This window comes from Grimontia sp. SpTr1, from assembly GCF_947387585.1.
GTDB classification, from domain to species: domain Bacteria; phylum Pseudomonadota; class Gammaproteobacteria; order Enterobacterales; family Vibrionaceae; genus Enterovibrio; species Enterovibrio indicus.
In genome coordinates this window covers 187488-213748 of sequence record NZ_CANDOD010000001.1, presented here as the reverse complement: position 1 = coordinate 213748, position 26261 = coordinate 187488, and the positions used below count along the sequence as shown (strand labels likewise).

The following is a 26261-nucleotide window of genomic DNA, read 5'->3' as shown; positions in this document are numbered from 1 at the left end:
TGATGCATTCAAAACCGATTACTCGTCAGCTTCTGCTTCAGAGTAGTCTTCCGCTGCACCACCACGCGAAGTGGAGCACAGGTTGTAAACGACATGCTTGTGGTTGATCTCTTTCAGGTACTTCAACCAGCACAGAGCATAGGCTGATTCAGCTGCACGACGACCATTCACTTCATCAACAAATTTCTGCTGCTCTTCGTCTTGTGGAACCATTGCACCTTCAAACAGTGCTTTCATGGTGCGTCCACAGGTTTCCAAAAGTTGTGCTTCTTTGATGGTGAAATAGCCTGATCGAGCAAAACCTTTTGGAAAATGCTTGTCATCAAAAAACTTTTGACCACTAAACATTATTTAGCTCCTTAACAAATTTGCGCAATATTCTTCATTAAACCATTAAGGTGTAAAGCAAAATATTGTTGATCTGACGATTAAGAAAATTAATTCTTACTGCGGTTTATAGCGGTGATTTCGTGTTCTGTCGAGAGTTTAACGATAATTTCATGATGAATTTTGCACGTAACTTATCCGAGAAGTAGCCCTAGGTCGAGACCACCGAAAGTAAGCCTTTGTAACAATGTGAAAAACGTCAAAAATTAAGAAAAACTTTTATTAACTGCCCAGAAACGCTCACCACTCGTGCAGAAAAATCTCACACAATAACTGGGCTCAACCTCACATATCCACTGCGATGTAACGATGTCAGTTCACAGTCAGGAACAGAATCGCTTTCCTTTTTCATTAACCATAACCTACTGATAAGATTCTTTTCGTAACAATCGAAATTTCTAATTGATGACAGCGAATTTTTTCGTTTTATTTAATCAATCTGCTGGATTTATGCTTGGGCGGAATTGGTGTCACAGTTATGCCAAGGAAACTTCATCAATAAGTCACATAACTTCGGCTATATTTGATGAGACAAAGGCTTAGCAAGAAACGTAATGTCCTTTGATGCAATGAAAATTATTCCGAAGTATTGTTAAACGAACAGGGTAAATAAAATGGCCAAGTGGGAACAGTGGCTGAAAAACGACACAAACCGTAAAGAGAAGTTTAATTCCAAATTCAATGACGAATTTGACGATCGACCTCAACGCGACAAGAAGGCTCGCCGCAAGGCAAAACCAAGCCGCTCATCTCAAGAGGATTACCCGTTCGATTGATGACAAAAAGCCAGCGTCTCAGCGCTGGCTTTGATATCTCTGGTGTTAACGTAACATCAGAAAAACATTTGGTAGGTGTAACCCGTCAGTATCGCCATGCCCAATACCACCGCCAAAAAGGCCAGAATCATCTGGTTGCGGAACATGGACTTGAGCATGATAACTTCAGTCAGGCTCGCTCCTGCACTACCAATAACCAGCGCCATTACCGTACCCACGCCCATGCCTTTTGCCATTAAGGGCGCACTCAGCAAAATCACAGCCTCTGCACGGATGTATAGCGGAATGCCTATCACAGCTGCCAAAGGTATTGCGAATGGGTTATCCTCGCCGGCAATAGAAGCAATCCATTCCGCAGGCATTGCACCGTAAATCAATGAGCCCACACCAACACCGATGAAAATGTATGGCATCGCCGTTTTAAAGTCTTTCCACACGCCACGCCAAATCTTCAGCCACTTATTCTCTTCTACCGGTTTCGTACCACACGTGGTGCCACAGCAACTCTTTGCAGGTTCTTCATAAGTAGATGGTTTGAGGTACTTCTCGAAACCCAACTTTTCCAGCAGGTAACCCGCCACCACCGAAATAACCAGTGCCGAAGCGAAGTAGTACGCCGTGACTTCCAAACCAAAGGCCACTGCAAACAAGCCAATGATCATAGGGTTAAGCAAAGGGCTTGCGAACAGGAACACCATCATGGTGCCAAAGCCTGCCTGTGCGCGAATCAGACCTTTTAAGAAAGGAATTGTCGAGCACGAACAAAATGGCGTGATGGCGCCTAAAAACGCAGCCATGACATAACCTTTGCCGTTTTTGCTGCTCAGAATGCCGCGAATCTTTTCTGGCGGTATGTATTGCTGCAATACGCCAACCAGATAACTGATCACTAGGAACAGCACAGTGATTTCAGCGGCAAGGAAGGCAAACATGCCCAGCGTTGATTGGAGGGTCTCCATGGTCATCATTAATTTCTCTATATTTCTAGAATGTTCGAAATATAGAGTTTTGATTTCTCCTCTGCAAGATATTTCTGGTAATATCGAAATATTATTTTTATCCAGGAAGCACTATGGAACTCGAAACTGTCGCTAAGGCATTGAAAGAACTGGGACACCCAACCCGGTTAGCGATATTCAAGAGGCTGGTCAAAGGTGGGCATGCCGGTATCGCTGTGGGTGTGGTTCAGGAGGAATTGAACATTCCTGGCTCAACCCTTTCCCATCATTTGTCGAGTTTGGTGTCTGCGAACCTGATCGAGCAGCGGCGTGAAGGACGAACCCTTTTCTGTGTTCCCAAGTACGAGCAACTCGATGGTGTTTTATCCTTTTTGCGCGAAGAGTGCTGTGCGGACGAATCCCTCGAAGAGACAAAGACTCGTGGGTAAAGAAAAAGCAGGGCGATTGCCCTGCTTCTGATTTGATTAGCTTTGCTTTTCCTGCCACTCGGCGTGTCTTTGTTCCACACGCTTTTTCACGTCTCGCCACTTTTCAGCGCTTTGCAGGTCGCGCACCGAGAACTGATGCTTCTTCGCCAGTGATGCAGCCTTCGGTACGTCAATGATTGGCAGGTTGTCTAAGGCCTCAATTGATGACTGGCGGTTGTTGCATAGCAGCAGCATATCGCAGCCAGCAGCCAGTGCTTGCTGACAGCGCTCTGCCGGGCCGCCCATGACCGTCGCCCCTTCCATGCTCAAGTCATCAGAGAACACAATGCCTTTAAAGCCCAGTTGTTCCCTAAGCACTTTCTTCAGCCAGTAAGGCGAACCACTGGCAGGCAAGTCATCATAGTGCGGATAGATAACATGCGCTGGCATCATGGCATCTAATACGCCTGCTTGGATTTGCGCGGTAAAGATTGCCATGTCCTGTTCGAAAAGATTGTCACGCTCATCTTTCGGGCTTTCGAAATGTGAATCGGCAAGCACGGCACCATGGCCTGGGAAGTGTTTACCCGTTGTGGCCATACCCGCGTCTTTCATACCAGCCATAAATGCAGTTGAGAACTGGATTACCGTATCATTGTCGTCGCCGAATGCGCGGCTGCCAATCGCTTTGCAGTCAAAGCCACGATCCAACACCGGCGCAAAACTCAGGTCAATATCATGGGCCATCAGTTCGGCAGCCATCAACCAGCCCGCTTCCTTCGCCAAAGTCAAGCCATCTTCCATCTGGACGTAAGACTGCGCAGGTGGAATGATGGTGAATTGCTCGCGAAATCGCTGAACACGGCCACCTTCCTGATCAACACCAATTAAAATAGGGCGTTTAGCCGCTTTACGAACAGACTCTGTCAGTGCTGCCAGCTGGCGACTGTCGTGGTAATTACGAGCGAAAAGGATCAAGCCACCAACGCTTGGGTGTTGTAATAACTCACGCTCTTCCGCGTCCAGCTCACACCCTTCAAGATCAAGCCACAATGGCCCCATGGGTCACTCCTGTTTGAATTTCGTTTTAAGCTGGCAACATATTACGCTGACACGCACACTCTAGAAAGCCTGACACCAAATTTTGGTGCTGGGAATTGCAATCCTATGAGAAACTTAGCGATTGAAACCGTTAAAAAAGAGAGGCGAGTAAATCATGTACATCGGCATAATGTCTGGCACCAGTTTGGACGGTATTGATATGGTCGCCGCCTCTTTTTCTGACCAGAGCGTCACCTTGCATCATCAGGCTGAGTATCCCTTTCCTGAAACGCTCAAGGAAAAGCTCATCGCACTGAGCCAGGGCGTGCCAGTCACGCTGGAAGAAATTGGCACCATCGACCATTTCCTCGGTAAAACGTATGCCGAAGCGGTCAATCGCTTTCTAAACGAAAACTCGTTGAAATCAGAAGACATCACAGCCATTGGTTGTCATGGCCAGACGGTATTTCATAAACCCACAGGGCCAATGCCATTCACCATGCAGCTTGGCGATGCCAATATCATTGCAGCGCTGACAGGCATTACGACGGTTGCTGATTTCCGACGCAAAGACATGGCGCTCGGTGGTCAAGGCGCACCTCTTGTTCCTGCCTTTCACCAGTTTCTGTTTGGCACTGATTCCACCACCAAAGTGGTGCTGAACATTGGTGGCATCGCCAATATCTCAGTGCTTGCACCTAACCAAAGCGTCGTCGGTTTTGACACGGGGCCAGGCAACATGCTGATGGACAGTTGGATAAGCGAACACCAAGGCAAACCGTATGATAAAGACGGCGCTTGGGCGGCGAGTGGAGCCGTCAATCCGGCACTGCTGAATCAAATGCTCAGCGAAGGATATTTTGCTCAGCCTGCCCCAAAAAGCACTGGGCGGGAGCTATTCCATCGGGGATGGCTGGAGGCTCAACTCAACGCTTTCAATCAGCCATTGAGTCCTGAAGATGTACAAGCGACGCTACTCGCTTTCACGGTGCAATCTATCGCCAATGACGTGGCTCGCTATGGACAAGGTGAACTTCTGGTTTGTGGTGGTGGAGCCAGAAATAAAGCCTTGATGAAAGGCCTTCAAGCAGCATTACCTGATTGGCAGGTTATGACAACGGACGATAAGGGCGTTAATGGCGATTCGCTGGAAGCGTTGGCTTTTGGCTGGTTGGCACACCAAGCCTTAGAAGGAAAACCGGGGAACTTACCCGATGTAACTGGCGCGAGCCGACCTTGCCGACTTGGCGCGATTTACTATCCCGATTAGGGGCCGTTGACCCTACCCCGGCTGGGTACCAAACTTATTCGGACGTTTCACCGACACAGGCATATTCAGGCTGGTGCGTTTCAGATAAAGCAGGTATTGGCTGAAACTGAGTGGTCTCGAGTAGTGGTAACCCTGTGCGATGTCGACACCGTACCGCTTCAATACCGAAGCGGTTTCCAAATCCTCCACCCCTTCAGCGACCACCATTAACCCAAGCGACTTTGCCATTTCCGTGGTCGCACGGACAATGTTCTGTTTGCGAGGGCTATTAGTCAGTGAGTTGATAAAGCTGCGGTCAATCTTAAGCTCCGTAAACGGTAGCTGAGAAAGATAAGTCAATGACGAGTAGCCAGTGCCGTAATCATCAATCGAGACTTCAATGTCGTATTGGGACAGGCGATCAATCACTTCATGCAATCTGTCATAGTCTGACACCATGGTAGATTCTGTCAGCTCCAGTGACAGCGTGCCCGTTGGTACATGGTATTGCTCTGCTATATCTGCAATTTTGTCGACCAAATTGGGAATCGCGATATCAGATGCACTCACGTTAATAGAGAGCCGACGGCTGAAACCCAGCTCGATCAGTTTGCTCTGCTGGTAGAACGCCCGTTTAATCACCCAAAGCGTTAGATTGTTGATAAGCCCCACTTCTTCCGCCAGTTTCACAAATACTTCCGGTGACACCTGACCAAACTTGGGATGCTCCCAACGCAAAAGCACTTCTGAGCCATGTATGGACCCAGTGCGAAGATCAATCTGAGGCTGGTGATACAAATCCAGCTCGTCGTTTTCGATGGCGCGCTTCAAATCAGACACCAGCGACATATTCATGGTGCGGTTAAAGCTATTGAGCGAGTCATAAGCGTTGAATCGCTTGTCGGAAGGAGAAGTCTCCGCCACTGCCTGCATCGCTTTACGCAGCAACACATCTGTTGTCGCACCGTCTTTTGGAAACTCACTGGAACCTATCGTTCCTTGTGTGCGGATGCTGAGGTCGCTCAATTCGACGTAATGATCCACCTCATCCATCGCGCTCGACAGTAACAGATCGATCTTTTCCTTGTTGGTCGATAGCACCACAAAGCCAAACAACCCTTCTTTGATGCAGGCAATTCTGTGTTTGTCTCTATACCTCCCTTCCAGCACTTTAACAGCGTCACAGTTAAGCGCTGCATGTAAGCGGTTACACACTTCGCCAACAAAATACTGTTTTTGCTTCACGGACATGTAAGGAGAAAGAGAATTAAAGCGATCAATTTGGAAGCAGCAAAGCGTGAACTCATTATTGCGATCGATAAGTTGATCGACCACAAGCGACAAGACGTTCACGTTCGGCGAGGACGAGAGCGTGTCATGAGTGAGCTGATAAACAGACTCTTCTCTTTGTTGGCGAAAACGTTCGGCTAGCGCCATTGCCATCAACATGGCAGTCAGCACATGTCCCATCATAAAGGCATATCGGTTTGCCAACGTGTATTCAATATTTCCCGTGACCAGCAAAGGAGGAAAGACCCCGGCAATCACCAAAGGTATCCAAGAAAAAGTAAACATTGGGCTCCATTTCTTTGCCACGGCCCAACGTCGCCACACCAGCACACCAATCAGCGCATAAAAGACAGGTTGTATAGCAATCAAAAACGTCGCCGATACGTACTCAGGGATGACAAACGAAATCATCGTCAAACCCAACAGCACCATCAATGCGTAGTTCACAACCTGCCTCAACAGACTCTGTACTTTGTGAACACGCAAATAAAGATGCGCAAACAATAGAGAAAGTAAGAACAAACAGAACGTCAGTCCCACCGTGTTGTTACTGAAGAAAATCTGTATTGCCGGAGGAAAAAGGTAAATTCCGAAACCATGAACTGCGCCCAGCAATACCATGCTCACACCAACATATCCGGCATAAACCAGATAGACCCGCTCTCGCAGTGAAACATATACAGCAAAGGTGTATACACCCACGGCCAACATGATCGCGGCAAAGCCCCCCCAAACTGTATGAAGAAGTTGGGTCAGAGTATGATAATCATGTTGCTCCATCAACCAGATTGGCATCGCTGGAAACCCTTCGGAGTAGACGTGCAAATACAACTCTGAACGTTCAAAACCGTCCATCATAAAGTTAACGGCAGGTGGCATGTCACCAAGGGTATAACCTCGCTCGATACTGTCACCCAATCGCCAGCGGTTAATCTCTTTGCCTTCGTGATTGAATTGGTAAATGTTGAGACGATCTATCATCGGCGTATCGAAATAAAGCGTGAGGTGGCGATGTTCAGATTCTAGATTCTGGACATCGACTTTTACCCAATAGGATTTACTCCCAAGCTCCCAAGGGATCTGATTGGGATTCTCAACATAACGGAAGATAGCTGACTCATGGACATAACTGAGAATGTGGCTGTTTGTGTTATCAATGAAGTAACCATAACTCACATCAACACTGTCCGGATTAGATGTCAGGGTCGGAAAAAGACCTGCAAAGCGAGAGCCACTGAGCATGCCGAGAATGACGACAAAAAGCGTCGCCGCAACCCACAACGTGCGGTTAGAGATTAGGGGCTGAAATTTCATTCATTCTCCCGGCTACATTGAATTCTTGATAGATAAGTGGAATTCGGGAAAGCAAGAGAGCTTCGTTCTAGTCATACGCCAACCAATGTGCAGCCCTTCTTATCATGTGAGGCTGCTGAAAATTCCTACAATGACATGTTTCAATCTAGATACGGATGACTACTTTTTCAAACATCAGGGTGCTTTAAAGCATAAATATTACTGATAATTTGCTGTTGAACGATGTAAGTGTGATTTTGAGCAAATGAATGACACTAGAACATTTGTTCACAGGGAGAAAACTTCGTAGACTCTGAGGCTGAATTTCCGCCGCAGGATGACGTCATGACCACGACACGAACGTTAAGCAGCAACTTTGAGAGCTTGCTTGACGACACTAACCTCCTCACTGAGATTGCCATTCTCTACTACCAACAGAATACGACGCAGGAAGAGATCTCAAAGAAATTTGGTATCAGCCGTGCCAAAGTCAGTCGTCTGCTGCGTCGTGCACGTGAAGAAGGCATCGTAGAAATTTCTGTTAAGTTCCACCCGGTGCACAGTGCACAACTGGAACAAAGGCTGATGGAAAAGTTCAGCCTCAAGCGCGCCCTGATTGCTCTTGATCAGCCAAGCGTTCAGGAGCAACGCAACCAAGTCGCGACGCTGGTTTCTTCCTTTATTGATGGTAACTTGCAAGAAGGTATGGTTGTCGCGGTTGGGCAAGGACAAAACGTCGCTGCCGTTGCAGATCATCCCGGCATTGTCTCTCATCGTAACGCCCGATTTGTCTGTGCAATTGGTGGCACTCATCGCAGCGGCGATATCATCAATGCAGACCATATCTGCCGTCGTCTCGCCAAGAAGTTTGGTGGCAGCAGCGAAACCCTCTATGCACCGGCTTATGTTGATACCCCGGAAATCCGTGATGTCTTCCTAAGTCACCCAAATATCAATGAGACGCTAAACCAGGCACGCAAAGCCGAATTTGCTTTGGTGGGTATCGGTGACATGGACGAGAACAGCCACATGGTGAAACTGGGCTGCTTCTCTGCGCGTGAATTCGTTGAAGCGCGTGTGAACGATGGTATTGTCGGTGATATTGGCGGGTTTGATTTCTTCAAATTGGACGGCAGCCGCGCCAACACCCTGATGCGTGACCGTGTTGTCGGGCTTGAAATGCGGGACTTGAGACTGATCCCAAATGTCATTGCCATGGCTAGTGAAAGCCGCAAAGCTTTGTCTATTCTCGGTGCATTGAAAACAGGCACGATAGATGTGCTGGCAACCAGCGCGAGCTGTGCCATGGCACTGCTGAACATGGTCGATAATGAAGGATGATTTTGACGCGCCAAAATCAACACTGGTCAAGGATCCAACAGCACATCAACAGATCTCGTTATAAGCAAACGTTTCTATGAGATCCCAGTGAGGTTTATCAGATCTGAGCGTTGACTTTATCGCACAAAAACACAAATATGACCCAATCATTTGCTCAGGTATGTTGCATTTGTTCATTCAACGTCTACCCCGATGCATTGAATGGCCAGTAAAGGCACTTCTGAGCCCCCTACTAGATACAACAAAAGGTTTAAAAGATGAGCACTAAATTGGAACAATTACGCAAGCTCACAACCGTGGTTGCTGACACGGGTGATATCGATGCGATCGCCAAATACCAGCCGCAAGACGCGACAACAAACCCTTCTCTTATCCTGAAAGCTGCTGAAATCCCACAATATGCACCGCTGATTGAAGAAGCGATTGCCTACGCAAAAGCGAAAAGCCAAGACGTTGAACAACAACTGGCTGATGCGGGCGACCGTCTGGCAGTCAACATTGGTAAAGAAATCCTGAAAGTGATTCCTGGCCGCATCTCTACAGAAGTAGATGCCCGCCTTTCTTACGATTTCGAAGGCAGCGTAGCGAAAGCACGTAAACTAATCAGCATGTACAACGAAGCAGGTATCAGCAACGACCGCATCCTGATCAAGCTGGCGTCTACCTGGGAAGGTATCCGTGCTGCAGAAGTGCTGGAAAAAGAAGGCATCAACTGTAACCTGACTCTGCTGTTCTCTTTCGCACAGGCGCGTGCATGTGCTGAAGCGGGTGTATACCTGATCTCACCTTTCGTTGGTCGTATTATGGACTGGTACAAAGCGAAAGAAGGCCGTGATTTCGAAGCAGCAGAAGACCCAGGCGTATTGTCAGTATCCAGCATCTACAACTACTACAAAGAGCATGGCTACGAAACGGTGGTAATGGGTGCAAGCTTCCGCAACACAGGCGAAATTCTGGAACTGGCTGGCTGTGACCGTCTAACCATCAGCCCGCAACTGCTACAAGAGCTGTCTGACGCAGAAGGCGAAGTGGTTCAGAAACTACACGACGACGTGGAAGTGAAAGATCGCCCAGCACCAATGACTCATGCTGAGTTCCTGTGGGATCACAACCAAGATGCCATGGCAGTTGAAAAACTGGCCGAAGGTATCCGCAATTTCGCGATTGACCAAGGCAAACTGGAAGACATGATTCGCGGTATGCTGTAACCGACAAAACAGAATTACTCAGAGCGGCTATTGCCGCTCTCTTATTTCCTATATCATTCGCTTGATTGAAATCCGCTCTGAACATAATTCAACAAGGTAAGCCCAAGATGGAACGTAAAACCCTTGCCAATGCGATCCGTGCTCTCAGCATGGACGGTGTACAACAAGCTAACTCTGGTCACCCAGGTGCCCCAATGGGCATGGCGGACATCGCCGAAGTCCTGTGGCGCGACCACATGAACCACAACCCACAAAATCCTGAGTGGGCAGACCGCGACCGCTTCGTGCTGTCAAACGGTCACGGCTCTATGCTGATCTACTCTCTGCTGCACCTGACTGGTTACGATCTGTCTATCGACGATCTGAAAAACTTCCGTCAACTGCACTCGAAAACCCCAGGCCACCCTGAGTATGGCTACGCGCCAGGTGTAGAAACAACTACTGGTCCTCTGGGTCAGGGGATCACCAACGCTGTGGGTATGGCGATTGCGGAAAGAGCACTGGCAGCTCAGTTCAACCGTGAAGGCCACGACATCGTTGACCACAACACTTATACGTTCCTGGGCGACGGCTGTCTGATGGAAGGTATCTCTCACGAAGCGTGTTCACTGGCAGGCACCCTGGGTCTGGGCAAACTGATTGCGTTCTGGGATGACAACGGCATCTCTATCGACGGTCACGTTGAAGGCTGGTTCACTGACGATACACCTAAGCGTTTCGAATCTTACGGCTGGCACGTTATCCCAGCCGTTGACGGTCACGACGCCGATGCGATCAATGCAGCGATTGAAGCGGCAAAAGCAGAAACCGGTCGTCCTACCCTGATTTGTACCAAAACCATCATCGGTTTCGGTTCACCAAACAAAGCAGGCTCTCACGATTGTCACGGTGCACCACTGGGCGCAGACGAAATCAAAGCGGCACGTGAGTTCCTGGGTTGGGAACACCCTGCGTTTGAAATCCCAGCTGACGTCTACGGTCAGTGGGACGCGAAAGAAGCAGGCGCTGCAAAAGAAGCGGCTTGGAACGAGAAGCTGGCTGCGTACGAAGCTGCACACCCAGAGCTGGCGGCAGAATTCAAACGCCGTGTAAACGGTGACCTTCCTGCTGAGTGGGAAGAAAAAGCCAACCAAATCATCGCCGACCTGCAAGCGAACCCAGCGAATATTGCGTCACGTAAAGCGTCGCAAAACGCGCTGGAAGCGTTCGGTGCGATGCTGCCTGAATTCATGGGTGGCTCAGCTGACCTGGCACCATCAAACCTGACCATGTGGTCTGGCTCAAAAGCCCTGACCGGTGAAGATGCGTCTGGCAACTACATCCACTACGGTGTGCGTGAATTCGGTATGACCGCGATCATCAACGGTATCGCCCTGCACGGTGGTTTCGTCCCATACGGTGCGACCTTCCTGATGTTCATGGAATACGCACGTAACGCGATGCGTATGGCAGCACTGATGAAAGTGCAGAACATTCAGGTTTACACCCACGATTCTATCGGTCTGGGTGAAGACGGCCCGACGCACCAGCCGGTTGAGCAAATCGCTTCTCTGCGCCTGACACCAAACATGAGCACATGGCGCCCATGTGATCAGGTGGAATCGGCAGTTGCGTGGAAACTGGCGATTGAGCGTAAAGACGGCCCAAGCTCGCTGATCTTCTCGCGTCAGAACCTGGCTCAACAAGAGCGTGACGCAGAGCAAGTGGCAAACATCGCCAAGGGCGGTTACATCCTGAAAGATTGTGCAGGCAAACCTGAGCTTATCCTGATTGCTACCGGTTCAGAAGTTGAACTGGCAGTTGAAGCAGCAGCACAGCTGGCGGCAGAAGGCAAAGCGGTTCGCGTGGTGTCTATCCCATCGACTGACGTGTTTGACAAGCAAGATGCAGCATACCGTGAAGCGGTACTGCCATCAGACGTGACAGCTCGTGTCGCTATCGAAGCAGGCATTGCGGACTTCTGGTACAAGTACGTGGGCTTTGACGGTCGCATCATCGGCATGCACACCTTCGGTGAATCTGCGCCGGCGGGTGAGCTGTTCAAGATGTTCGGCTTCACCACGGAAAACGTGGTTGAGACAGCAAAAGAACTGCTGGCATAAGCACCCAGTCAACACTGAAAACCCGCCAACTGGCGGGTTTTTTATTGCCTATTTCTTTTATAAACACTCAATAACCAACTGAAATTATCAAGTACTTTCATACTGATACATTGCTTTAGCTCCCACTGAACAAACAAAACTTTCCCACCCTACAAATTTTTGTGCCTCGTCCCATTCGTATCGCCACCTTAGACTGGCAAAAAATCACGAACAAGGAGTGACAGCATGACAACGGACACCAAAACAGCCAGTCAGGAATACATTGAATGGAATGTGGATCTTTCTACGCCAATCACAATAAAAGGTGGCTCACTACCTTTCTCAGACACACCTATGGTCGGCGTAAAACGCATGATGTTTGAACGCCGAGGCGATGAAATTGCCCGACGCGCTACCTCTTGTGTCCGCTATGCACCAGGAAGCTCGTTCAAACCACACAGTCACCCGGGTGGTGAGGAATACATTGTGCTGGAAGGCACATTCTCTGACCAAAATGGCGACTTCACCAAAGGCTGGTATGTGCGCAACCCGGTTGGCTCAACTCACGCCCCTTTTACCAAGGAAGGTTGTGAGATCTTCGTGAAACTTTCTCAAGTGCCTTCGACCGAACCGGACTACTTCTATCTCAACACCAACGAAGCTGATTGGACATCAGTGTCTGAGCTCCACAAAACACTGCCGCTTTGGAATTCGGACCTCGAAGAAACCTCCTTAAATCAGCTAAAAGCGGGTTATCAATCCACAGAAGAAACCTTCGACAAGGTCATTGAATACTTTGTTCTCTCTGGCAGTGCAACCATCAATGGTACTCAGTATGAACATCACTCTTGGATGCGCTTCCCCGCTAACACGCCTGTCACGGTCGCTACCAATAGCGGCGCGGTGATCTACAGAAAAATTGGTGCAGGCGAAGTACGCGTTTAACCCTTCTGCTCAACATATTCATAAAAAACAACAGCCGGAAAACCGGATAAGGAAAAGTCATGTCTTCGGAAAGCAAAATCGCGTTATACGAAACTACGGGTTTCCCGAACCCTGCACGCATTCGAGCAGCGTTGGCTGAAAAAGGATCTTTGAATCAGGTAGAGTTTATCGAGGTTGACGTTATGAACCTTGAACACCGAACCGAAGCGTTTTACGCCATAAACCCTTTGGGAACAGTACCTGTACTTCGTACGCTGGAAGGTGAATATCTTTCAGAGTCTACCGCTATTACCGAGTACATTGATGCGTTGTTTGACGGGCCATCTCTCACAGGTAAAACCCCACTTGAGCGTGGCATGATTCACATGATGCAGCGCCGTGCGGAGTCCATGGTAATGGATGCTGTGGGTGCCTACTTCCACCATGCTACAGCAGGTTTGGGTCCTGCACTCGAAACTTATCAGTGCAGTGAATGGGGCAATCATCAGAAGCAACGTGCACTAGCCGGTTTTTCGTACTTCAATCAACATCTGGAGCACCACTTGTACGTGGCTGCAGATACATTCTCGATGGCTGATATCACCTTGTTCTACGGTCTGGCATTTGCCGAATTTGCGGGTATTGAAGTCCCAGCGGAACTCACCAACCTAATCGGTTGGAGACAAACCATGTCAGAGCGCGCTTGCTTTTCTGCAAGCTGAAGGAGGTGCGCCATGAAAGTACAACCATTCTTTCATGCTGAGACCGGCTCACTGACGTATGTGGTCTCTGACAGTGGCCTAGCTCTCATCATTGACCCGGTTCTTGACTACAACAATGGCGATATATCGCATTCACACATCGATCACGTACTCGATTACATCAAGAGAAAAGGGCTTGAACTGCGTTACGTCCTAGATACACATATCCATGCAGACCATCTATCGGCATCCCAGTATGTGAAGGCTGCCACAGGCGCAAAAACCGTCATTAGCCACCGGATACGAGAAGTGTTTAATCAGTGGAAAAGCAAGTTCGGCTTGAACAATCTGGCGAACTTTGATTTTCTGGTCAATGGAACCTCAAAAATTCATTTTGGGTCCAAAGTGATCGAAGTCATTGAAACGCCTGGCCACACTCCAGCCTGTGTCACTTACAAAATCGACGACAACGTGTTCGTCGGTGACACACTTTTCGCACCAGATAAAGGGACGTCAAGAGTGGACTTCCCCGGCGGTAGCGCACAGGATTTGTACAACTCCATTCGAAAACTCTATGAACTGTCAAGTGGAACAAACGTTTACCTGTGCCATGATTACCCGCCCCTTGGATCATCACCTACCATGTGCGTGAAGCTGGACTGGCAAAAACGCAGGAATATCATGCTCAACCAAAATACCACCATGGGAGAGTATGTTTTTGCAAGAAGCAAAAGGGACGAATCGCTAAAAGTCCCCAAACTATTGAACGTTGCAGTACCGTTTAACCTAACGTTTCAGCTACCAGAGAAATAACCAATAAAAGGGCCGTTTAATAAACGGCCCTTTTTTAGTTTTTATTCGCTCACAGAAGAAAGCAACCAGTCCCTGAAGGACCTAAACTTTCTGTCGTTATCACCCTCTTCATTTTTCCAAACCAGAAAATAGCAAAAGCGAGAGCGAAACTGATATGAGTCACGATCAAAAGGACAAATTAACTCACCTGAAGCCAATTCATCCTCAATCAGTCTACTACGCCCTAAAGCGAGACCATTTCCTCGGCGAGCTAACTCAATAACACTGGCGAAGTCATTGATTTTCAGACCATGTAACTTCGCTGGCAGTGGCGCTCCAACATTATCCGACCATTCCTGCCACGAGGGATACCCACTGCTAGCCGGAACCGAATAATCATGTAAAAGAGGAATACCCTCAAATTCATCAGGTGGTGATCGCTCAAGTCCATATTTTTTGGCAAATTCTGGCGTACACACGGGGAAAATATCTTCGAACATTAAGAGCTGGGCACATAATCCATCCCATTGCCCCAACCCGTAACGTACACCAATATCGATGCCCCTTTCGGCATAGTCCACCAAAGCGACATCAGTTTCGACCTGAATATCGCAATCTTCCTTTTCTAACTGGAAAGCATTGATACGGGAGAGCAGCCATTTCGAGGCAATGGAAGGACTGGCCGAAATCGTGATGGTGTTTTCTTCCGGCTCATCGAAGAGATTACTCAGACCACGGGTGATTAAATCAAAACCACGGTGAATATCGGGGAAAGCGCGTAATGCTTCTTCTGTCAGAGTTAACCTCGTTGAACCCGAGGTCGCACGATTAAACAATCTGATATCAAGCCAGTCTTCAAGTTGCCTGACTTGCTGTCCCACCGCAGCAGGTGTCACATTAAGTTCTTGCGCAGCACCTGCAAAGCTGTGATGCCTCGCGGCAGCTTCAAACGCTCTTATGCCATTAAGGTATGCAATTCTGTTTACCTTGCCTCTAAAGGACCTCTTTTTCGATGCATCCATCATCTATCCTCAATTGCTCCCAAAACACTTCATGCTTCCACTCTTTGCCAACAAAAATCGCGCTTTTACCTAATACCAAAAATGAAAACTCTAGCTCGGTCTAATAAATTGAATGTTATATTTGCTTAGTTTAGTATCGAACCAAACATTCGTTTCGAAAGTTGCCAGCACTCATTTCGTTATAGGTAAACACGCCAATAAATTGGGGGACTAATACTAAAATCCCATACAAGCACCATTAACTAACTTTGTTCAAAGTTCATTCCAACCACAGGGAGAGTGTCAATATTGAAGCCTCAAAAACCAAATTCATAACACGAATTCATTATTGCGTTATACACAAAAATATTTTTTATCATGGATATACAAACACATGTCAAACTGGGCTAAAGAAGCAAGCTTATCGACCACCCGCTAAAGGCAGCGGGTTAAACTATAGAGGGATTAACAGAAAACACAATCCACCATTTCTCATACTTATTTAATTCATAGTTATTAGAATACATTTATCAACAATCACTAATAAATGAAAACTGATAATTCAAAAGCATCTCCCGGTAACTATTTGTGATTATTAATAACAATTAATCAATATGTTATAGGTATCTCAATCAAAATCATCATTTTCTTCATTTATCATCACTAAAGTTCATGCTCCATCGGTACAATTCAACACTAGTTCTTTTTTAGTTCTTATTTAAATTCCAATTCATCACCCCACCAAGATGACTCTTTAATGAGAATTTATTCACTTTGCATATTAATAAATCTTGACTATTTGCAATATTTTAAATCAATAATCTTGGAAGACCCCTACCCACAATTAAGTAATGTGCATCTAACCTCAAGAGTATAAACACCAACATGATCGAAGAATCTGAAGAAAACCATATTCAACAAAACAACTTCTCTGACTGCTTTTTTCTGCCAACGCTTTTGGACAGTAAAGAAAATCTACTGTAGCGCTGAATCAATCATGCCTCGACCCAAGATCTTCACACGTTAGCATTTGATGAATTAGCGCGTTATTCACGGAGGTTTCGATGGGTAAATCAAAAGGAAAACCCCTAGCAGTGATCGCCGGTTACGGCGAGGGGCTGGGTGAGGCGATTAAAAACACTTTCGAAAGCGATGGTTTCCAAGTAGTCACCATCAGCCGTTCAAATGGGATGATCATTGCAGACACAACAGATGCAAATGAAATCAGCCGTGCATTTGCACAGATTGATGCACTCTATGGCACCCCAGAAGTCGTGATTTGCAATACTGCCATGCTGACTATCGAGCGCTTCTTCTCAACGACAGCGACGCGCTTTGAGGAAACTTGGCGAGCGTCAGTAATGAGTGTTTTCAACATCGCCCAGGCTGTCATTCCAATGATGATTAAACAAGGTGGTGGCACACTACTTGTCACTGGAGCAACAGCAGGTATCCGCGGAAGTAAAAACTTCAGCGCATTTTCATCTGCAAAATTCGCACTGCGCGGACTTACTCAATCCCTGGCCAGAGAATTCCAACCACAACGCATCCATGTTTCCCATGTTGTCGTTGATGGTATTTTGTGGTCTCCCAAAAGTCGTGAGCGTTTCCCTGCCCTTCGACGCGAGACCGCTATCCAGCCGGCTGATGCGGCGAGTGTTTATCTTAGCCTGACCAAGCAGTCTGCCAGCGCCTGGACGCAGGAAATAGATATTAGACCCTACAGCGAAGTGTTTTGATCAGGGAGGTAGAAGATGAACAGGCACCCTCAAACCGTGATAGCAGGCGGTGGTTTAAGCGGGCTGTATGCAGCTTATTTGCTCGAACAGCAACATCAGGATTACCTACTATTGGAAGCACGCGAGCGCTTTGGTGGGCGTATCGTTTCTGCATCACCAGGCTCACAGGCAGCCAGAGTCGATCTGGGTCCCTCCTGGTTCTGGCCGAACATAAACCCGCGAATTTCTGGATTAGCCGAAGCGCTCAACATTCCCAGCTATAAGCAACATGGTGACGGGCACTATCTTGTCGAAAAAGCCCGGGGCGCGCCGCCACAGGCAATCAATGTTGGGTATGACATTATGCCTGACACCTATCGCCTTGAAGGCGGAATGCAAGCAATGGTCGAAGGCTTACTGGAAAAGCTTCCAGCGGAAAAACGGATTGCAAGCAGCAAGCTGACAGAAGTTTCACTGAACAATGGCACTTACACCCTGAGCTATGAGAGGTCGGGGGAGACCAGAATGCTGCAAACACAAAACATTATTTTCGCGATGCCACTGAGATTGATTGCACGCACAGTGAGTTTTAATCCGTCATTGAGCCCTGCTCTGATGAATACTTTTGACGGCACAGAAACCTGGATGGCAGCGCATGCTAAAGCCGTATTTATCTATGACAAACCTTTCTGGCGCGACAATGGGTTTTCGGGTTCAGCTTCAAGCAATGTAGGGCCTTTAGTAGAAATCCATGATGCTTCGCCGGAGTTAAATGGTCAGCCCGTATATGGCGCAATCATGGGCTTTATGGGTATTAACGCCGCAGCGCGGAAAACCGCAGGCGATGAGACATTGAAAAAACTCATTCAACAGCAACTTGTCAGGTTGTTTGGGCCAGATGCGGCAAACCCGATTTCAATTCAGTATGTGGATTGGTTTCAGGAAAAGTACACGGCCACGAACGATGACATGGCTGTGATGCATGGTTTGTATGGCTTTACCCAACAAGATGAGAATCACCCAAACATTTTCTTTGCTGGAACCGAAGCCTCCCGCGCTTATGGCGGGTATCTGGAAGGCGCTTTAGACTCTGCCAACAAGGCAGTTGAAGCACTAATGACAAAATCCCTTCAGTTTTCCTGAAGGGATTCGGTTAGATTCCGCTACTAAATATACCGATAGGGTCGCAACCATAACGGTTGCTTCCTTTGGTGCCACGTAACAAGGTAAACACCAGAAACACCAAAGGACCCACAACAGGCACGACAACAACCAACCACCACCAACCTGACTTGTTGATGTCATGAAGGCGTCTAACGGTCACAGTAATCAAGGGGATCAGGGTAATAGCAAACCAAAGTGGTGCAGCGTAAAAGTCCGTTAGCTGGAACGCATGCACCCCAACCTCAGCAACATCAATCCCGACGCAGAGAGCCAACACTATATTTTGAATGAGGAAGAATCCCCAAAACTCTCGTCGTCTAGCCCTGCCTGAAAACTTCGCGTAATTCCAAAACGCGGCAAACAGCCATTTCATTCGAGTATATCCTTACTTCTCTTAGGCTTATTCGAATTTTTGTTGTACAGCCATGACTATACCCAAACAACCTGAAACTCAGAGATACCGAGGCCAACTACAGGTAGCTTGGGTATTGCTTTTTAAACGCGGGTTTAAACTACCAAAAGCTTTTCCTTCGTAGGTGAACTCACTACACAGAAATGTTGTTCCACACTTTATTTACGTAGTGATTGTCATTTTTGAGGCGTATTTCTCAGCCATAAAAAGTCACAAACTTTAATGAAACTCTTCAAACTCAACCTTCAGAGAGCCTCAGTTCGTCATTACTCAATGCCTCCAAAAAACCGCAACCCTCGCAACTTTCAATGCTTTGAATCCTGAAATCGCGCCTTTTCAATATATCCAGTTGAATCAGAATGAACTCAAATGTATATTGCGAACGATTTTGATAACCATTTTCATTTATGAAAAGGAGCAATAAATGAAAACCTTATTCCAGGCTGCATTGCTTTCTCTAGTGACCACCTCAGCAATGGCTACAGAATCGGTTGTTATTGAACACCGTATGGGAAAAACTGAAATTCAAGGCGTACCAGAGCGCGTAGTTGTCATTGGTCTGGGATCGCTAGATGCAATCAATGCACTGGGTATTGACCCTGTTGCGGTATCCAAAACCCTTCCACAGGTTCCTGCTTACCTAGAAAAATACAAAGACGACAAGTACGCCAACGTGGGTAGCCTGTTTGAGCCAAACTTCGAGGAAATCTACAACCAGAACCCAGACATCATCATTGTCGGCCCACGCAGTTCACCAAGCTTCGACGAGCTATCAAAAATTGCGCCCACCGTTGTATTTGCCGCAGACAGTTCAAAAGGTTATTGGAACGCGACTCAAGAGCAATGGCGCAACTTGGGTAAAGTGTTTGGCAAAGAAGAGCTGGTTGAAGAAAAAATCGCAGCCATGGATAAAGAGTTCAAAGCCATTAACAGTTACAACCAGACAAATGGTGTCGATGCCCTCACCATCATGAGTGCTGGTGGCAAGCTCTCTTCGTTCGGTGCTGATTCTCGCTTTTCTGCTATCTACACAGATTTTGGTTTTAACGAGTCTGTAAAAGGCATCAAAGCGTCAAACCACGGCGATATGATCTCGTTTGAATTTATTCGCGAGTCTGACCCTAAAACCCTTCTGGTCATTGACCGTGACACTCTGATCAATCCTGCTGAAAGCGAAACCCGCGAGCAGTTTGATAACGACCTGATCAAAGCGACACAGGCATACCAGAACAACAAGATGACCTATCTCGACTTGAATGCTTGGTACCTGTCTATGTCAGGCATCACTGCGACCGAGCAAATGATTTCTGACATCAAAAACAGCGTTGATCTATAAGCGACAGCCCTAGGGTCTGTTGACCCTAAGAAACTGAGGTATACCTTGTTAAAGCTATTGTTTCTTCTGGGCTTGCTGAGTCTGGCATCCCTATTTGTCGGTGTCAGCGAGTTGTCTCCTGCCCTTTTGTTGGCAGGAGATAGCCAAGCGCTCGAACTTCTCTTCACCAGCCGCCTTCCCCGTTTGCTGTCCATCGTGCTCGCCGGTGCAGGCTTGAGCATTGCAGGTCTGGTGATGCAGCAAATCAGCCAAAACCGGTTTGCTGCGCCTTCCACTACAGGCACCATTGAATGTGCCATGCTCGGCTATATGCTTAGCCTTGTGTTTTTCGGCAATGGTAATCAACTCTGGCTGATTTTTTCCGTTTCCATTTTTGGCACCTTGTTGTTTGTTACCCTTATCCAACGCATCCAATTCCGTAACGCTGTATTTGTACCGCTAATTGGCATTATCTACGGCAGTATCATCAGCTCATGCGCCACGTTCCTCGCCTATAAGTATGATGCCCTACAAATGCTAAGCAGTTGGACAGTCGCCAACTTTGCCAGCATTTTGAAAGGGGATTATGAGCTTCTCTATATCGCCCTGCCGATTGCAGCCTTCACTTATGCCTACGCCGCCCGGATTTCCGCTGTCGGCATGGGACGTGATTTTGCGGTTGGTCTTGGCCTGAGTTACCGACAGGTGTTAGTGATTGGCGTGATGCTGGTTTCCATTCTTTCGGCGAGTGTTGTGATGATTGTGGGCGCCCTACCCTTTATTGGTTTGTTGGTGCCTAACCTTGTCAGCATTTTCTATGGCGACAACCTTCGCAAGAACATTTCCCGCGTGGCGATTGTCGGCGCGCTTTTGGTACTTGCCTGCGACATTGTCAGCCGCTTAATCATCTTCCCGTACGAAATTCCGGTTTCTATGCTGGTGAGTATTTTGGGTGGATTGGCCTTTATCTATCTCATTACCAAAGGGCCAAAAAATGTCTGATACCAAAAAAATGTGGGCAATGGCTATCACAGCCCTTGTCTTTTCTGCTCTGTTTATCTGCATTGGACTCACGGCCACGAACTATGGGTATTTCCTGTCTCGTCGTGTCCCGAAAGTGCTGGCAATGGTACTGGCGGGCATTGCGGTTGCCCAGTCGTCGTTGGTATTCCAAACCATCACCCATAACCGCATTCTCACACCAAGCATCATGGGGTTTGATTCCCTGTATGTGCTGACACAGACACTACTGGTTGCTGTGTTTGGGGGCTTCAGCTTTTTCCTGATCAACACCTACATTAACTTCGCCATTGCTGTGACCGTGATGGTGGGGTTCTCGCTACTGTTGTTTGGCTTCTACTTTGGCAAGGAAGGCCGCAACCTGATTGTGTTGCTCTTAATTGGCCTGATCCTCGGGCAGGTATTTTCAAGCACCGCTTCGTTTTTCACCATGCTGATGGATCCGAACGAGTTTCTGGTGGTGCAAAGCAAGATGTTTGCGAGCTTTAACAACATCAAGATTGAGTTGGTGTATTTGTGCCTGCCACTCTTGCTGGTCGCCAGCTTCCTTCTTTACCGCATGCACCGGACGTTAGATGTGTTCTGGCTGGATAAGGACAACGCCATCAGTCTGGGTGTTGATGTGCAGAAAACCACACGTAAAGCGCTGATTCTCTCCGCTGTCCTCATCGCCATGTCGACTGCATTGATTGGCCCTGTCATGTTCTTTGGCCTGTTAGTTACAAACCTGACCCGAGAACTGTTCCGCTCCTATGAGCACCGCATTTTACTGGTGGGATGTTCGTTGATGTCCATTTGCACCTTGTTGGTCGGCCAATGGGTGGTAGAAAACCTGTTTAAGTTTGATACCACGCTAAGTGTTGTCGTGAATTTCGCTGGAGGACTCTACTTCCTCTGGATGCTGCTGAAGAACCGAGTTGTTTAACATGATCACCTTAAAAAACCTGACCAAAGCTTTTGGTAAACAACGCGTCGTAGATGAAGCCTGCGGCGAATTCGAGAAGGGTAAAGTGACCGCCATCATAGGTCCAAATGGCGCGGGAAAAAGCACCCTGCTTTCTATGGCCAGTCGCCTCGTCACTCCCGATGGTGGCCACGTGGTGATAGATGGTAAAGCCATCGCCGAATGGGATACCGGTGAGCTGGCAAAACGTCTTGCCGTGCTTCGTCAGGCGAACTCAATCACTATGCGCTTTACCGTACGCGAATTAGTCTCGTTCGGTCGTTTTCCCTACTCAAAGGGAAACCTGACCACCGAAGACAATAAAGTCATCGATAAAGCCATTGATTATCTGGATTTGAAGTCATTGGAAAACCGTTATCTTGATGAGCTAAGCGGAGGTCAACGGCAGCTGGCGTTTATTGCCATGGTGATCGCGCAGGACACAGACTATGTGTTCCTTGATGAGCCTTTGAATAACCTTGATATCCGCCATTCATTGAGCATCATGCGAACAATTCAACGTTTGGCGCACGAAATGGGGAAGGCCGTAGTTATCGTCATCCACGACATCAACTTTGCAGCCTGTTATGCCGACAACATCATCGCGATGAAGCAAGGCAAAATCGCCACCAATGCTGTGGTTGATGAAGTGATTCAAGAAGCGGTTTTGGAAAACATCTACGACACGCCATTTACTATTGTCGAAGCCAACGGCAAGCGAATGTGTCTTTACTACTGAGGGCGAACGCGCCCTCACTTTTTACTGAGCAGCGCCTTGGGGGACACACCAAATTCACGTCTAAATGCTGCGGTGAAATTGGAAGGATGTTGGTACCCAGCCTCATACGCCGCTTCAGTAATCCCAACCAACCCCCTCTCTAGTTGCTGGCGCGCGATTTCCAAGCGACGCTGGCGAACATAGCCTTGAACAGTCAGATCGAGGTTTGCTTTAAATAGACGCTGTAGCTTGGACACGCTGATTGCGAACTCGCTCGCCAGGCTTTCCAGCGTTAACGATTGCTGCAACTGCGTCTCAATATGCCCCACAATGTTTTCCACTGTAGGATCGAGCCGCCTTACAGTCTCAGGCACTGCACTCTCACCTGTCTGCATCTCAGACATTTCTAGCTCGCTCAGCACATGCAAGGCAAGTTGATGTATCAAACTTTCTACTGCCAGCTTTTCCCCAAAAGTTTCCGGCGTGCCAGCTTCGACCAGCTGATTGGCGATGGTCAACACCTTCTCATTCACATGGATCTTCATGTGTGCCTGATGCGTGGAAAGCAGGCGAAGCATTTCACTGTGTTTATCAGCGCGCTCTCTGACCCAATCTGGCTTGAACATCACATTGATCTTTCTCACCGGGTTTCCTTTGCGAATAGCGCGACGAAAATGAGCAGGACGAGCCAAATTAACCAACACCGCTTTGGGCGTCACATTGGCGTCTAATTCAAATTGCAGTTCGTCGTATCCAAAGCTGAGTTGTCCCTCGAGAAGCAAGGTCAGAATTAATGAAGAGGGAGCCGAGGAGACAATATTAGAATCATGCAGCTCCATGCTTGTGCCACCATGCATGGCGATGCCATCACCATACTCGTAAGCAACGAAGTTTCCTTCCAATAGCGCCTTAGATTGACCACGATTTTTGGAAACAATCATTTGTTTCTCTGTCAGCTCAATTTTTTCAGCTAACGCAACTTTCGTAGGTTTCTGACGAGGACGACGACCCGGTTCCATCTTTGACCTTTCCTCATAACAGCTAGGCGATTTCGCATAAGTGATCGCACTTCATCACTCGAGTGCAAAACCATACCATACCTGCGAATCATTATCATTTGTATTTGGATGTCATTGTCATGGAATTGAAGATCACTGCCGCTTTCAAACCCACAGCCCTTGCGTCAGCCGTTATGGCTGCACTCAGCACACCTGTCTTAGCCGAAACACTGGCCGAAGAAGAAATGGTGGTTTGGGGTACCCGCGTTACCAGTAACTCTGAGCAACTGCTGTCTGACGATTTCGCTTTAAAGCAAGCTGACCATATGTCTGACCTTCTGCGCGAAATCCCGGGGGTTGATGTGGGTGGAACCCATTCCGTTAACCAACGTATCAATATTCGTGGTCTCGGTGAGGATGATTTGGATATTCGTTTGGATGGCGCGTCTCAGCACGCCAACATGTTCCACCACATCGGTAACTTAACGCTTAACCCCGACATTCTGAAATCTGCCGACATTCAAGTCGGAAACAACTCTGTTGTTCAAAATGGTCTCGGTGGCTCGGTCTATTTTGAAACCAAAGATGCGTTGGATTTGCTTCGTTACGACGAAAACTACGGTTTACGTGTCCACGGTGGTTTGGCCTCCAACAAGAGTCAGCAGGGTTCGTTGACAGCTTACGGTTTGCTTACCGAGCACATCGATATGATGCTGTACACCCACCTCGTCAGTAGAGACAACTTTGAAGACGGTAATGGCGAGGAGACTTTTGGCTCTGAAGGTGACGTTCTCAATGGCCTATTTAAAGTTGGCTACCAGATTAATGACGAACAGCGCCTGCAATTTGCCTATGACGCCTATCGTGATGAAGGTGACTACAGTGTACGCCCTGACATGTCCGGCGATGCCAACCAGATCTTCTCCGGTGACTCCCTGGTTCCAACCAAATACGATCGTGACACTATAACCCTGAGTTACAAACTCTCCGGTGAGGCGCACAATGGCAAGGTCGCTCTTTATAGCAGCAAGACTGAGATAGACCGTGATGAGTCTGTACTCGCACCTCAATGGCGTCCAAACCGTACTTCACGTAACAAAGCAGACAACCATAACCTCGGCCTGAACATTCAATTCCAGTCAGACTTTAAACTGGCAGGGCTCGAAAATACCCTCACTTACGGCACTGATTACATCGACCGTAATACCACCAGCTCATACGGTGGTGAACAGTTCATGGATGAAACCACCATCTCTACTGCCATCTTTGTAGAGGACAACATAGCAGTCACTGATTCCATCACCTTAGCGGCAGGACTTCGTTATGACGATTACCAGCGTAAAGCAGAAACCAGTGATACAGATTACGACGACATCACATGGTCATTGGGGGCCGAATGGGCTGTTTCAGAAGATTGGACACTCTTTGCGAACACACGCTCACTGTTCAAAGGTCCTGAACTACTGGAATCCTATATTCGCTATCAGGATGTGACATACCTGGCAGACGATATTAAACCCGAAACAGGCAGCAACACCCAAGGTGGTTTCCGATTCGCAACCCAACATGGTGCACATCAGTTTGGTGCGAATGCCACTGTATTCCAAACCAAAATCAACGACTACATCGCAGAGTCATATAGCCGCACAGATGACAATTATCTGATTGAGAATATTGGCGATGTTGAGCTGGAAGGCTTTGAAATTAGTTCAACCTACGCCTACAAAACCTTCTCAGGCAAGCTCTCTTATTCACGCTCAGACATCGAAAACGTCACCACAGGCGGTCCTGTTCTCGCAGGTAATGGCCGCAGCATGGACACAGGTGACACCATTGTACTGGCGTTGAATTACTACTCCAGTGACATTGAAACTCTATTCGGTTGGACAAGCTTCTTTGTGGAAGACGAGGACAACGTGCAAGATGGCCAACCTATCAAAGACGGTTACAACGTTCATAACCTTTACGCGCAATGGACACCATCTTCAGTGGATTCGCTAACAGTGACCTTCGGTATCGATAATGTCTTTGACGAACTATACGTATCACACGCCTCACGTTCAGGCGAAGGCCGCGGCGCGACATTTGATGACTATGAGCCAGGCCGCAACGTCAAGTTGTCTGCATCTTACCAATTCTAACTTTTTCACTCTTGAGGGCGGAAAGCGTCTTGCTTCCGCCTCATTTTTTCGGAGACACGTATGAAAAAGGCGATGACAGAAATTGAATCTGAACATGCCGCAAAGTACCTCGTTACGCTTTGTCGGCACTTTGCAAGAAAGGTATCGGCTGACTGGGATGAAAAGTATGGCGAAGTGAAATTTCCTGTCGGCACCACCAAATTTGCCGTGAATGAGGAAGAAACAGCACTCACCATTCAGTGTGAAGCGGATGACGACGAGAAGCTTGAGATACAGAAAGCGATTATTACCGGCCATGTTGATCTCTTCTCTCGCAGAGAGAAAATCCAGCTAAACTGGACCTGTGCCTAGAAAGCAAAGATACGTAAAAAGAAACCCGCAT

General features: G+C 47.8%; 24 protein-coding genes. 17 read left to right on the top strand and 7 right to left on the bottom strand.

The annotated features are described in order from the left end of the window. Window positions 1–18: 18 nt before the first annotated feature. On the bottom strand, window positions 19–348 hold the full coding sequence (locus QL223_RS01055) for a DUF413 domain-containing protein (RefSeq protein ID WP_002538362.1): 330 nt from the start codon (window positions 346–348) through the stop codon (window positions 19–21). A gap of 653 nt (window positions 349–1001) precedes the next feature. Here QL223_RS01055 and QL223_RS01050 point away from each other — a divergent pair. After that, complete coding sequence (locus tag QL223_RS01050) at window positions 1002–1163, top strand: hypothetical protein (protein ID WP_002538360.1); 162 nt, start codon at window positions 1002–1004, stop codon at window positions 1161–1163. Between the two features lie 56 nt (window positions 1164–1219). Here QL223_RS01050 and QL223_RS01045 read toward each other — a convergent pair whose 3' ends face one another. Next, window positions 1220–2128 carry a permease gene (locus QL223_RS01045; protein ID WP_281543987.1) on the bottom strand — a complete coding sequence of 303 codons (909 nt, stop codon included), beginning with the start codon at window positions 2126–2128 and terminating at the stop codon, window positions 1220–1222. Between the two features lie 107 nt (window positions 2129–2235). Between QL223_RS01045 and QL223_RS01040 the strand changes: the two genes are divergently transcribed. Next, window positions 2236–2550, top strand: a complete 315-nt coding sequence (locus tag QL223_RS01040) for a metalloregulator ArsR/SmtB family transcription factor (RefSeq protein WP_281543592.1) — start codon at window positions 2236–2238, stop codon at window positions 2548–2550. A gap of 36 nt (window positions 2551–2586) precedes the next feature. Here QL223_RS01040 and nagZ read toward each other — a convergent pair whose 3' ends face one another. Then, window positions 2587–3591 (bottom strand): beta-N-acetylhexosaminidase, encoded by a 1005-nt coding sequence (gene nagZ, locus QL223_RS01035; RefSeq protein WP_281543591.1) that lies wholly within the window; start codon window positions 3589–3591, stop codon window positions 2587–2589. Window positions 3592–3745: 154 nt separating this feature from the next. On the opposite strand from nagZ, the gene QL223_RS01030 reads away from it, so the two are divergent. Beyond that, window positions 3746–4840, top strand: a complete 1095-nt coding sequence (locus QL223_RS01030; RefSeq protein ID WP_281543590.1) for an anhydro-N-acetylmuramic acid kinase — start codon at window positions 3746–3748, stop codon at window positions 4838–4840. A 12-nt stretch (window positions 4841–4852) separates the two neighbouring features. On the opposite strand, the gene QL223_RS01025 is transcribed toward QL223_RS01030, so the two are convergent. Beyond that, on the bottom strand, window positions 4853–7423 hold the full coding sequence (locus QL223_RS01025) for an EAL domain-containing protein (protein WP_281543589.1): 2571 nt from the start codon (window positions 7421–7423) through the stop codon (window positions 4853–4855). Between the two features lie 324 nt (window positions 7424–7747). Here QL223_RS01025 and QL223_RS01020 point away from each other — a divergent pair, with 324 nt between their 5' ends. From QL223_RS01020 to QL223_RS00995, 6 genes are all read left to right on the top strand, one after another. Continuing rightward, on the top strand, window positions 7748–8743 hold the full coding sequence (locus QL223_RS01020; protein ID WP_002538354.1) for a sugar-binding transcriptional regulator: 996 nt from the start codon (window positions 7748–7750) through the stop codon (window positions 8741–8743). Between the two features lie 257 nt (window positions 8744–9000). Continuing rightward, window positions 9001–9951, top strand: a complete 951-nt coding sequence (tal, locus tag QL223_RS01015; RefSeq protein WP_281543588.1) for a transaldolase — start codon at window positions 9001–9003, stop codon at window positions 9949–9951. Between the two features lie 107 nt (window positions 9952–10058). Continuing rightward, window positions 10059–12053: a transketolase gene (tkt, locus tag QL223_RS01010; RefSeq protein WP_281543587.1), complete on the top strand. Its 1995-nt coding sequence runs from the start codon at window positions 10059–10061 to the stop codon at window positions 12051–12053. A 225-nt stretch (window positions 12054–12278) separates the two neighbouring features. Continuing rightward, window positions 12279–12977, top strand: a complete 699-nt coding sequence (locus QL223_RS01005) for a cupin domain-containing protein (RefSeq protein ID WP_281543586.1) — start codon at window positions 12279–12281, stop codon at window positions 12975–12977. Between the two features lie 59 nt (window positions 12978–13036). After that, window positions 13037–13678 (top strand): glutathione S-transferase, encoded by a 642-nt coding sequence (locus tag QL223_RS01000; RefSeq protein ID WP_002538350.1) that lies wholly within the window; start codon window positions 13037–13039, stop codon window positions 13676–13678. A gap of 12 nt (window positions 13679–13690) precedes the next feature. Continuing rightward, complete coding sequence (locus tag QL223_RS00995; RefSeq protein ID WP_281543585.1) at window positions 13691–14470, top strand: MBL fold metallo-hydrolase; 780 nt, start codon at window positions 13691–13693, stop codon at window positions 14468–14470. A gap of 41 nt (window positions 14471–14511) precedes the next feature. On the opposite strand, the gene QL223_RS00990 is transcribed toward QL223_RS00995, so the two are convergent. Then, on the bottom strand, window positions 14512–15474 hold the full coding sequence (locus QL223_RS00990; RefSeq protein WP_281543584.1) for a LysR substrate-binding domain-containing protein: 963 nt from the start codon (window positions 15472–15474) through the stop codon (window positions 14512–14514). Between the two features lie 1040 nt (window positions 15475–16514). Here QL223_RS00990 and QL223_RS00985 point away from each other — a divergent pair. Then, complete coding sequence (locus tag QL223_RS00985) at window positions 16515–17189, top strand: SDR family NAD(P)-dependent oxidoreductase (RefSeq protein WP_281543583.1); 675 nt, start codon at window positions 16515–16517, stop codon at window positions 17187–17189. Window positions 17190–17204: 15 nt separating this feature from the next. Next, window positions 17205–18311, top strand: a complete 1107-nt coding sequence (locus tag QL223_RS00980) for an FAD-dependent oxidoreductase (RefSeq protein ID WP_281543582.1) — start codon at window positions 17205–17207, stop codon at window positions 18309–18311. A gap of 10 nt (window positions 18312–18321) precedes the next feature. Here QL223_RS00980 and QL223_RS00975 read toward each other — a convergent pair whose 3' ends face one another. Next, window positions 18322–18705: a DUF805 domain-containing protein gene (locus tag QL223_RS00975; RefSeq protein WP_002538342.1), complete on the bottom strand. Its 384-nt coding sequence runs from the start codon at window positions 18703–18705 to the stop codon at window positions 18322–18324. Between the two features lie 463 nt (window positions 18706–19168). Between QL223_RS00975 and QL223_RS00970 the strand changes: the two genes are divergently transcribed. From QL223_RS00970 to vctC, 4 genes are read left to right on the top strand one after another with little or no spacing between them, the layout of a single operon-like run. Continuing rightward, window positions 19169–20080, top strand: a complete 912-nt coding sequence (locus tag QL223_RS00970; RefSeq protein ID WP_002538341.1) for a siderophore ABC transporter substrate-binding protein — start codon at window positions 19169–19171, stop codon at window positions 20078–20080. Window positions 20081–20125: 45 nt separating this feature from the next. Beyond that, window positions 20126–21061: an iron chelate uptake ABC transporter family permease subunit gene (locus QL223_RS00965; RefSeq protein WP_002538339.1), complete on the top strand. Its 936-nt coding sequence runs from the start codon at window positions 20126–20128 to the stop codon at window positions 21059–21061. Beyond that, on the top strand, window positions 21054–22004 hold the full coding sequence (locus tag QL223_RS00960; RefSeq protein ID WP_281543581.1) for an iron chelate uptake ABC transporter family permease subunit: 951 nt from the start codon (window positions 21054–21056) through the stop codon (window positions 22002–22004). Before QL223_RS00965 ends, QL223_RS00960 begins: the two co-directional genes overlap by 8 nt. Window position 22005: 1 nt before the next feature. Beyond that, window positions 22006–22761, top strand: a complete 756-nt coding sequence (vctC, locus tag QL223_RS00955) for an iron chelate ABC transporter ATP-binding protein VctC (protein ID WP_281543580.1) — start codon at window positions 22006–22008, stop codon at window positions 22759–22761. A gap of 14 nt (window positions 22762–22775) precedes the next feature. Here the strand turns inward: vctC and QL223_RS00950 are convergent, their stop codons facing one another. Further along, window positions 22776–23759: an AraC family transcriptional regulator gene (locus QL223_RS00950; RefSeq protein ID WP_281543579.1), complete on the bottom strand. Its 984-nt coding sequence runs from the start codon at window positions 23757–23759 to the stop codon at window positions 22776–22778. 119 nt (window positions 23760–23878) lie between these two features. Here QL223_RS00950 and QL223_RS00945 point away from each other — a divergent pair, with 119 nt between their 5' ends. Together QL223_RS00945 and QL223_RS00940 are read left to right on the top strand one after the other, a co-directional pair. Further along, window positions 23879–25879, top strand: a complete 2001-nt coding sequence (locus QL223_RS00945) for a TonB-dependent siderophore receptor (protein ID WP_281543578.1) — start codon at window positions 23879–23881, stop codon at window positions 25877–25879. A 60-nt stretch (window positions 25880–25939) separates the two neighbouring features. Next, window positions 25940–26230, top strand: a complete 291-nt coding sequence (locus QL223_RS00940; protein ID WP_251880551.1) for a DUF2218 domain-containing protein — start codon at window positions 25940–25942, stop codon at window positions 26228–26230. Window positions 26231–26261: the final 31 nt, after the last annotated feature.

Excerpts from the sequence above, each read along its gene's own strand:
- QL223_RS01055 (WP_002538362.1), bottom strand. The coding sequence starts at position 348 with ATGTTTAGTGGTCAAAAGTTTTTTGATGACAAGCATTTTCCAAAAGGT.
- QL223_RS01050 (WP_002538360.1), top strand. The coding sequence starts at position 1,002 with ATGGCCAAGTGGGAACAGTGGCTGAAAAACGACACAAACCGTAAAGAG.
- QL223_RS01045 (WP_281543987.1), bottom strand. The coding sequence starts at position 2,128 with ATGACCATGGAGACCCTCCAATCAACGCTGGGCATGTTTGCCTTCCTT.
- QL223_RS01040 (WP_281543592.1), top strand. The coding sequence starts at position 2,236 with ATGGAACTCGAAACTGTCGCTAAGGCATTGAAAGAACTGGGACACCCA.
- nagZ (WP_281543591.1), bottom strand. The coding sequence starts at position 3,591 with ATGGGGCCATTGTGGCTTGATCTTGAAGGGTGTGAGCTGGACGCGGAA.
- QL223_RS01030 (WP_281543590.1), top strand. The coding sequence starts at position 3,746 with ATGTACATCGGCATAATGTCTGGCACCAGTTTGGACGGTATTGATATG.
- QL223_RS01025 (WP_281543589.1), bottom strand. The coding sequence starts at position 7,423 with ATGAAATTTCAGCCCCTAATCTCTAACCGCACGTTGTGGGTTGCGGCG.
- QL223_RS01020 (WP_002538354.1), top strand. The coding sequence starts at position 7,748 with ATGACCACGACACGAACGTTAAGCAGCAACTTTGAGAGCTTGCTTGAC.
- tal (WP_281543588.1), top strand. The coding sequence starts at position 9,001 with ATGAGCACTAAATTGGAACAATTACGCAAGCTCACAACCGTGGTTGCT.
- tkt (WP_281543587.1), top strand. The coding sequence starts at position 10,059 with ATGGAACGTAAAACCCTTGCCAATGCGATCCGTGCTCTCAGCATGGAC.
- QL223_RS01005 (WP_281543586.1), top strand. The coding sequence starts at position 12,279 with ATGACAACGGACACCAAAACAGCCAGTCAGGAATACATTGAATGGAAT.
- QL223_RS01000 (WP_002538350.1), top strand. The coding sequence starts at position 13,037 with ATGTCTTCGGAAAGCAAAATCGCGTTATACGAAACTACGGGTTTCCCG.
- QL223_RS00995 (WP_281543585.1), top strand. The coding sequence starts at position 13,691 with ATGAAAGTACAACCATTCTTTCATGCTGAGACCGGCTCACTGACGTAT.
- QL223_RS00990 (WP_281543584.1), bottom strand. The coding sequence starts at position 15,474 with ATGATGGATGCATCGAAAAAGAGGTCCTTTAGAGGCAAGGTAAACAGA.
- QL223_RS00985 (WP_281543583.1), top strand. The coding sequence starts at position 16,515 with ATGGGTAAATCAAAAGGAAAACCCCTAGCAGTGATCGCCGGTTACGGC.
- QL223_RS00980 (WP_281543582.1), top strand. The coding sequence starts at position 17,205 with ATGAACAGGCACCCTCAAACCGTGATAGCAGGCGGTGGTTTAAGCGGG.
- QL223_RS00975 (WP_002538342.1), bottom strand. The coding sequence starts at position 18,705 with ATGAAATGGCTGTTTGCCGCGTTTTGGAATTACGCGAAGTTTTCAGGC.
- QL223_RS00970 (WP_002538341.1), top strand. The coding sequence starts at position 19,169 with ATGAAAACCTTATTCCAGGCTGCATTGCTTTCTCTAGTGACCACCTCA.
- QL223_RS00960 (WP_281543581.1), top strand. The coding sequence starts at position 21,054 with ATGTCTGATACCAAAAAAATGTGGGCAATGGCTATCACAGCCCTTGTC.
- vctC (WP_281543580.1), top strand. The coding sequence starts at position 22,006 with ATGATCACCTTAAAAAACCTGACCAAAGCTTTTGGTAAACAACGCGTC.
- QL223_RS00950 (WP_281543579.1), bottom strand. The coding sequence starts at position 23,759 with ATGGAACCGGGTCGTCGTCCTCGTCAGAAACCTACGAAAGTTGCGTTA.
- QL223_RS00945 (WP_281543578.1), top strand. The coding sequence starts at position 23,879 with ATGGAATTGAAGATCACTGCCGCTTTCAAACCCACAGCCCTTGCGTCA.
- QL223_RS00940 (WP_251880551.1), top strand. The coding sequence starts at position 25,940 with ATGAAAAAGGCGATGACAGAAATTGAATCTGAACATGCCGCAAAGTAC.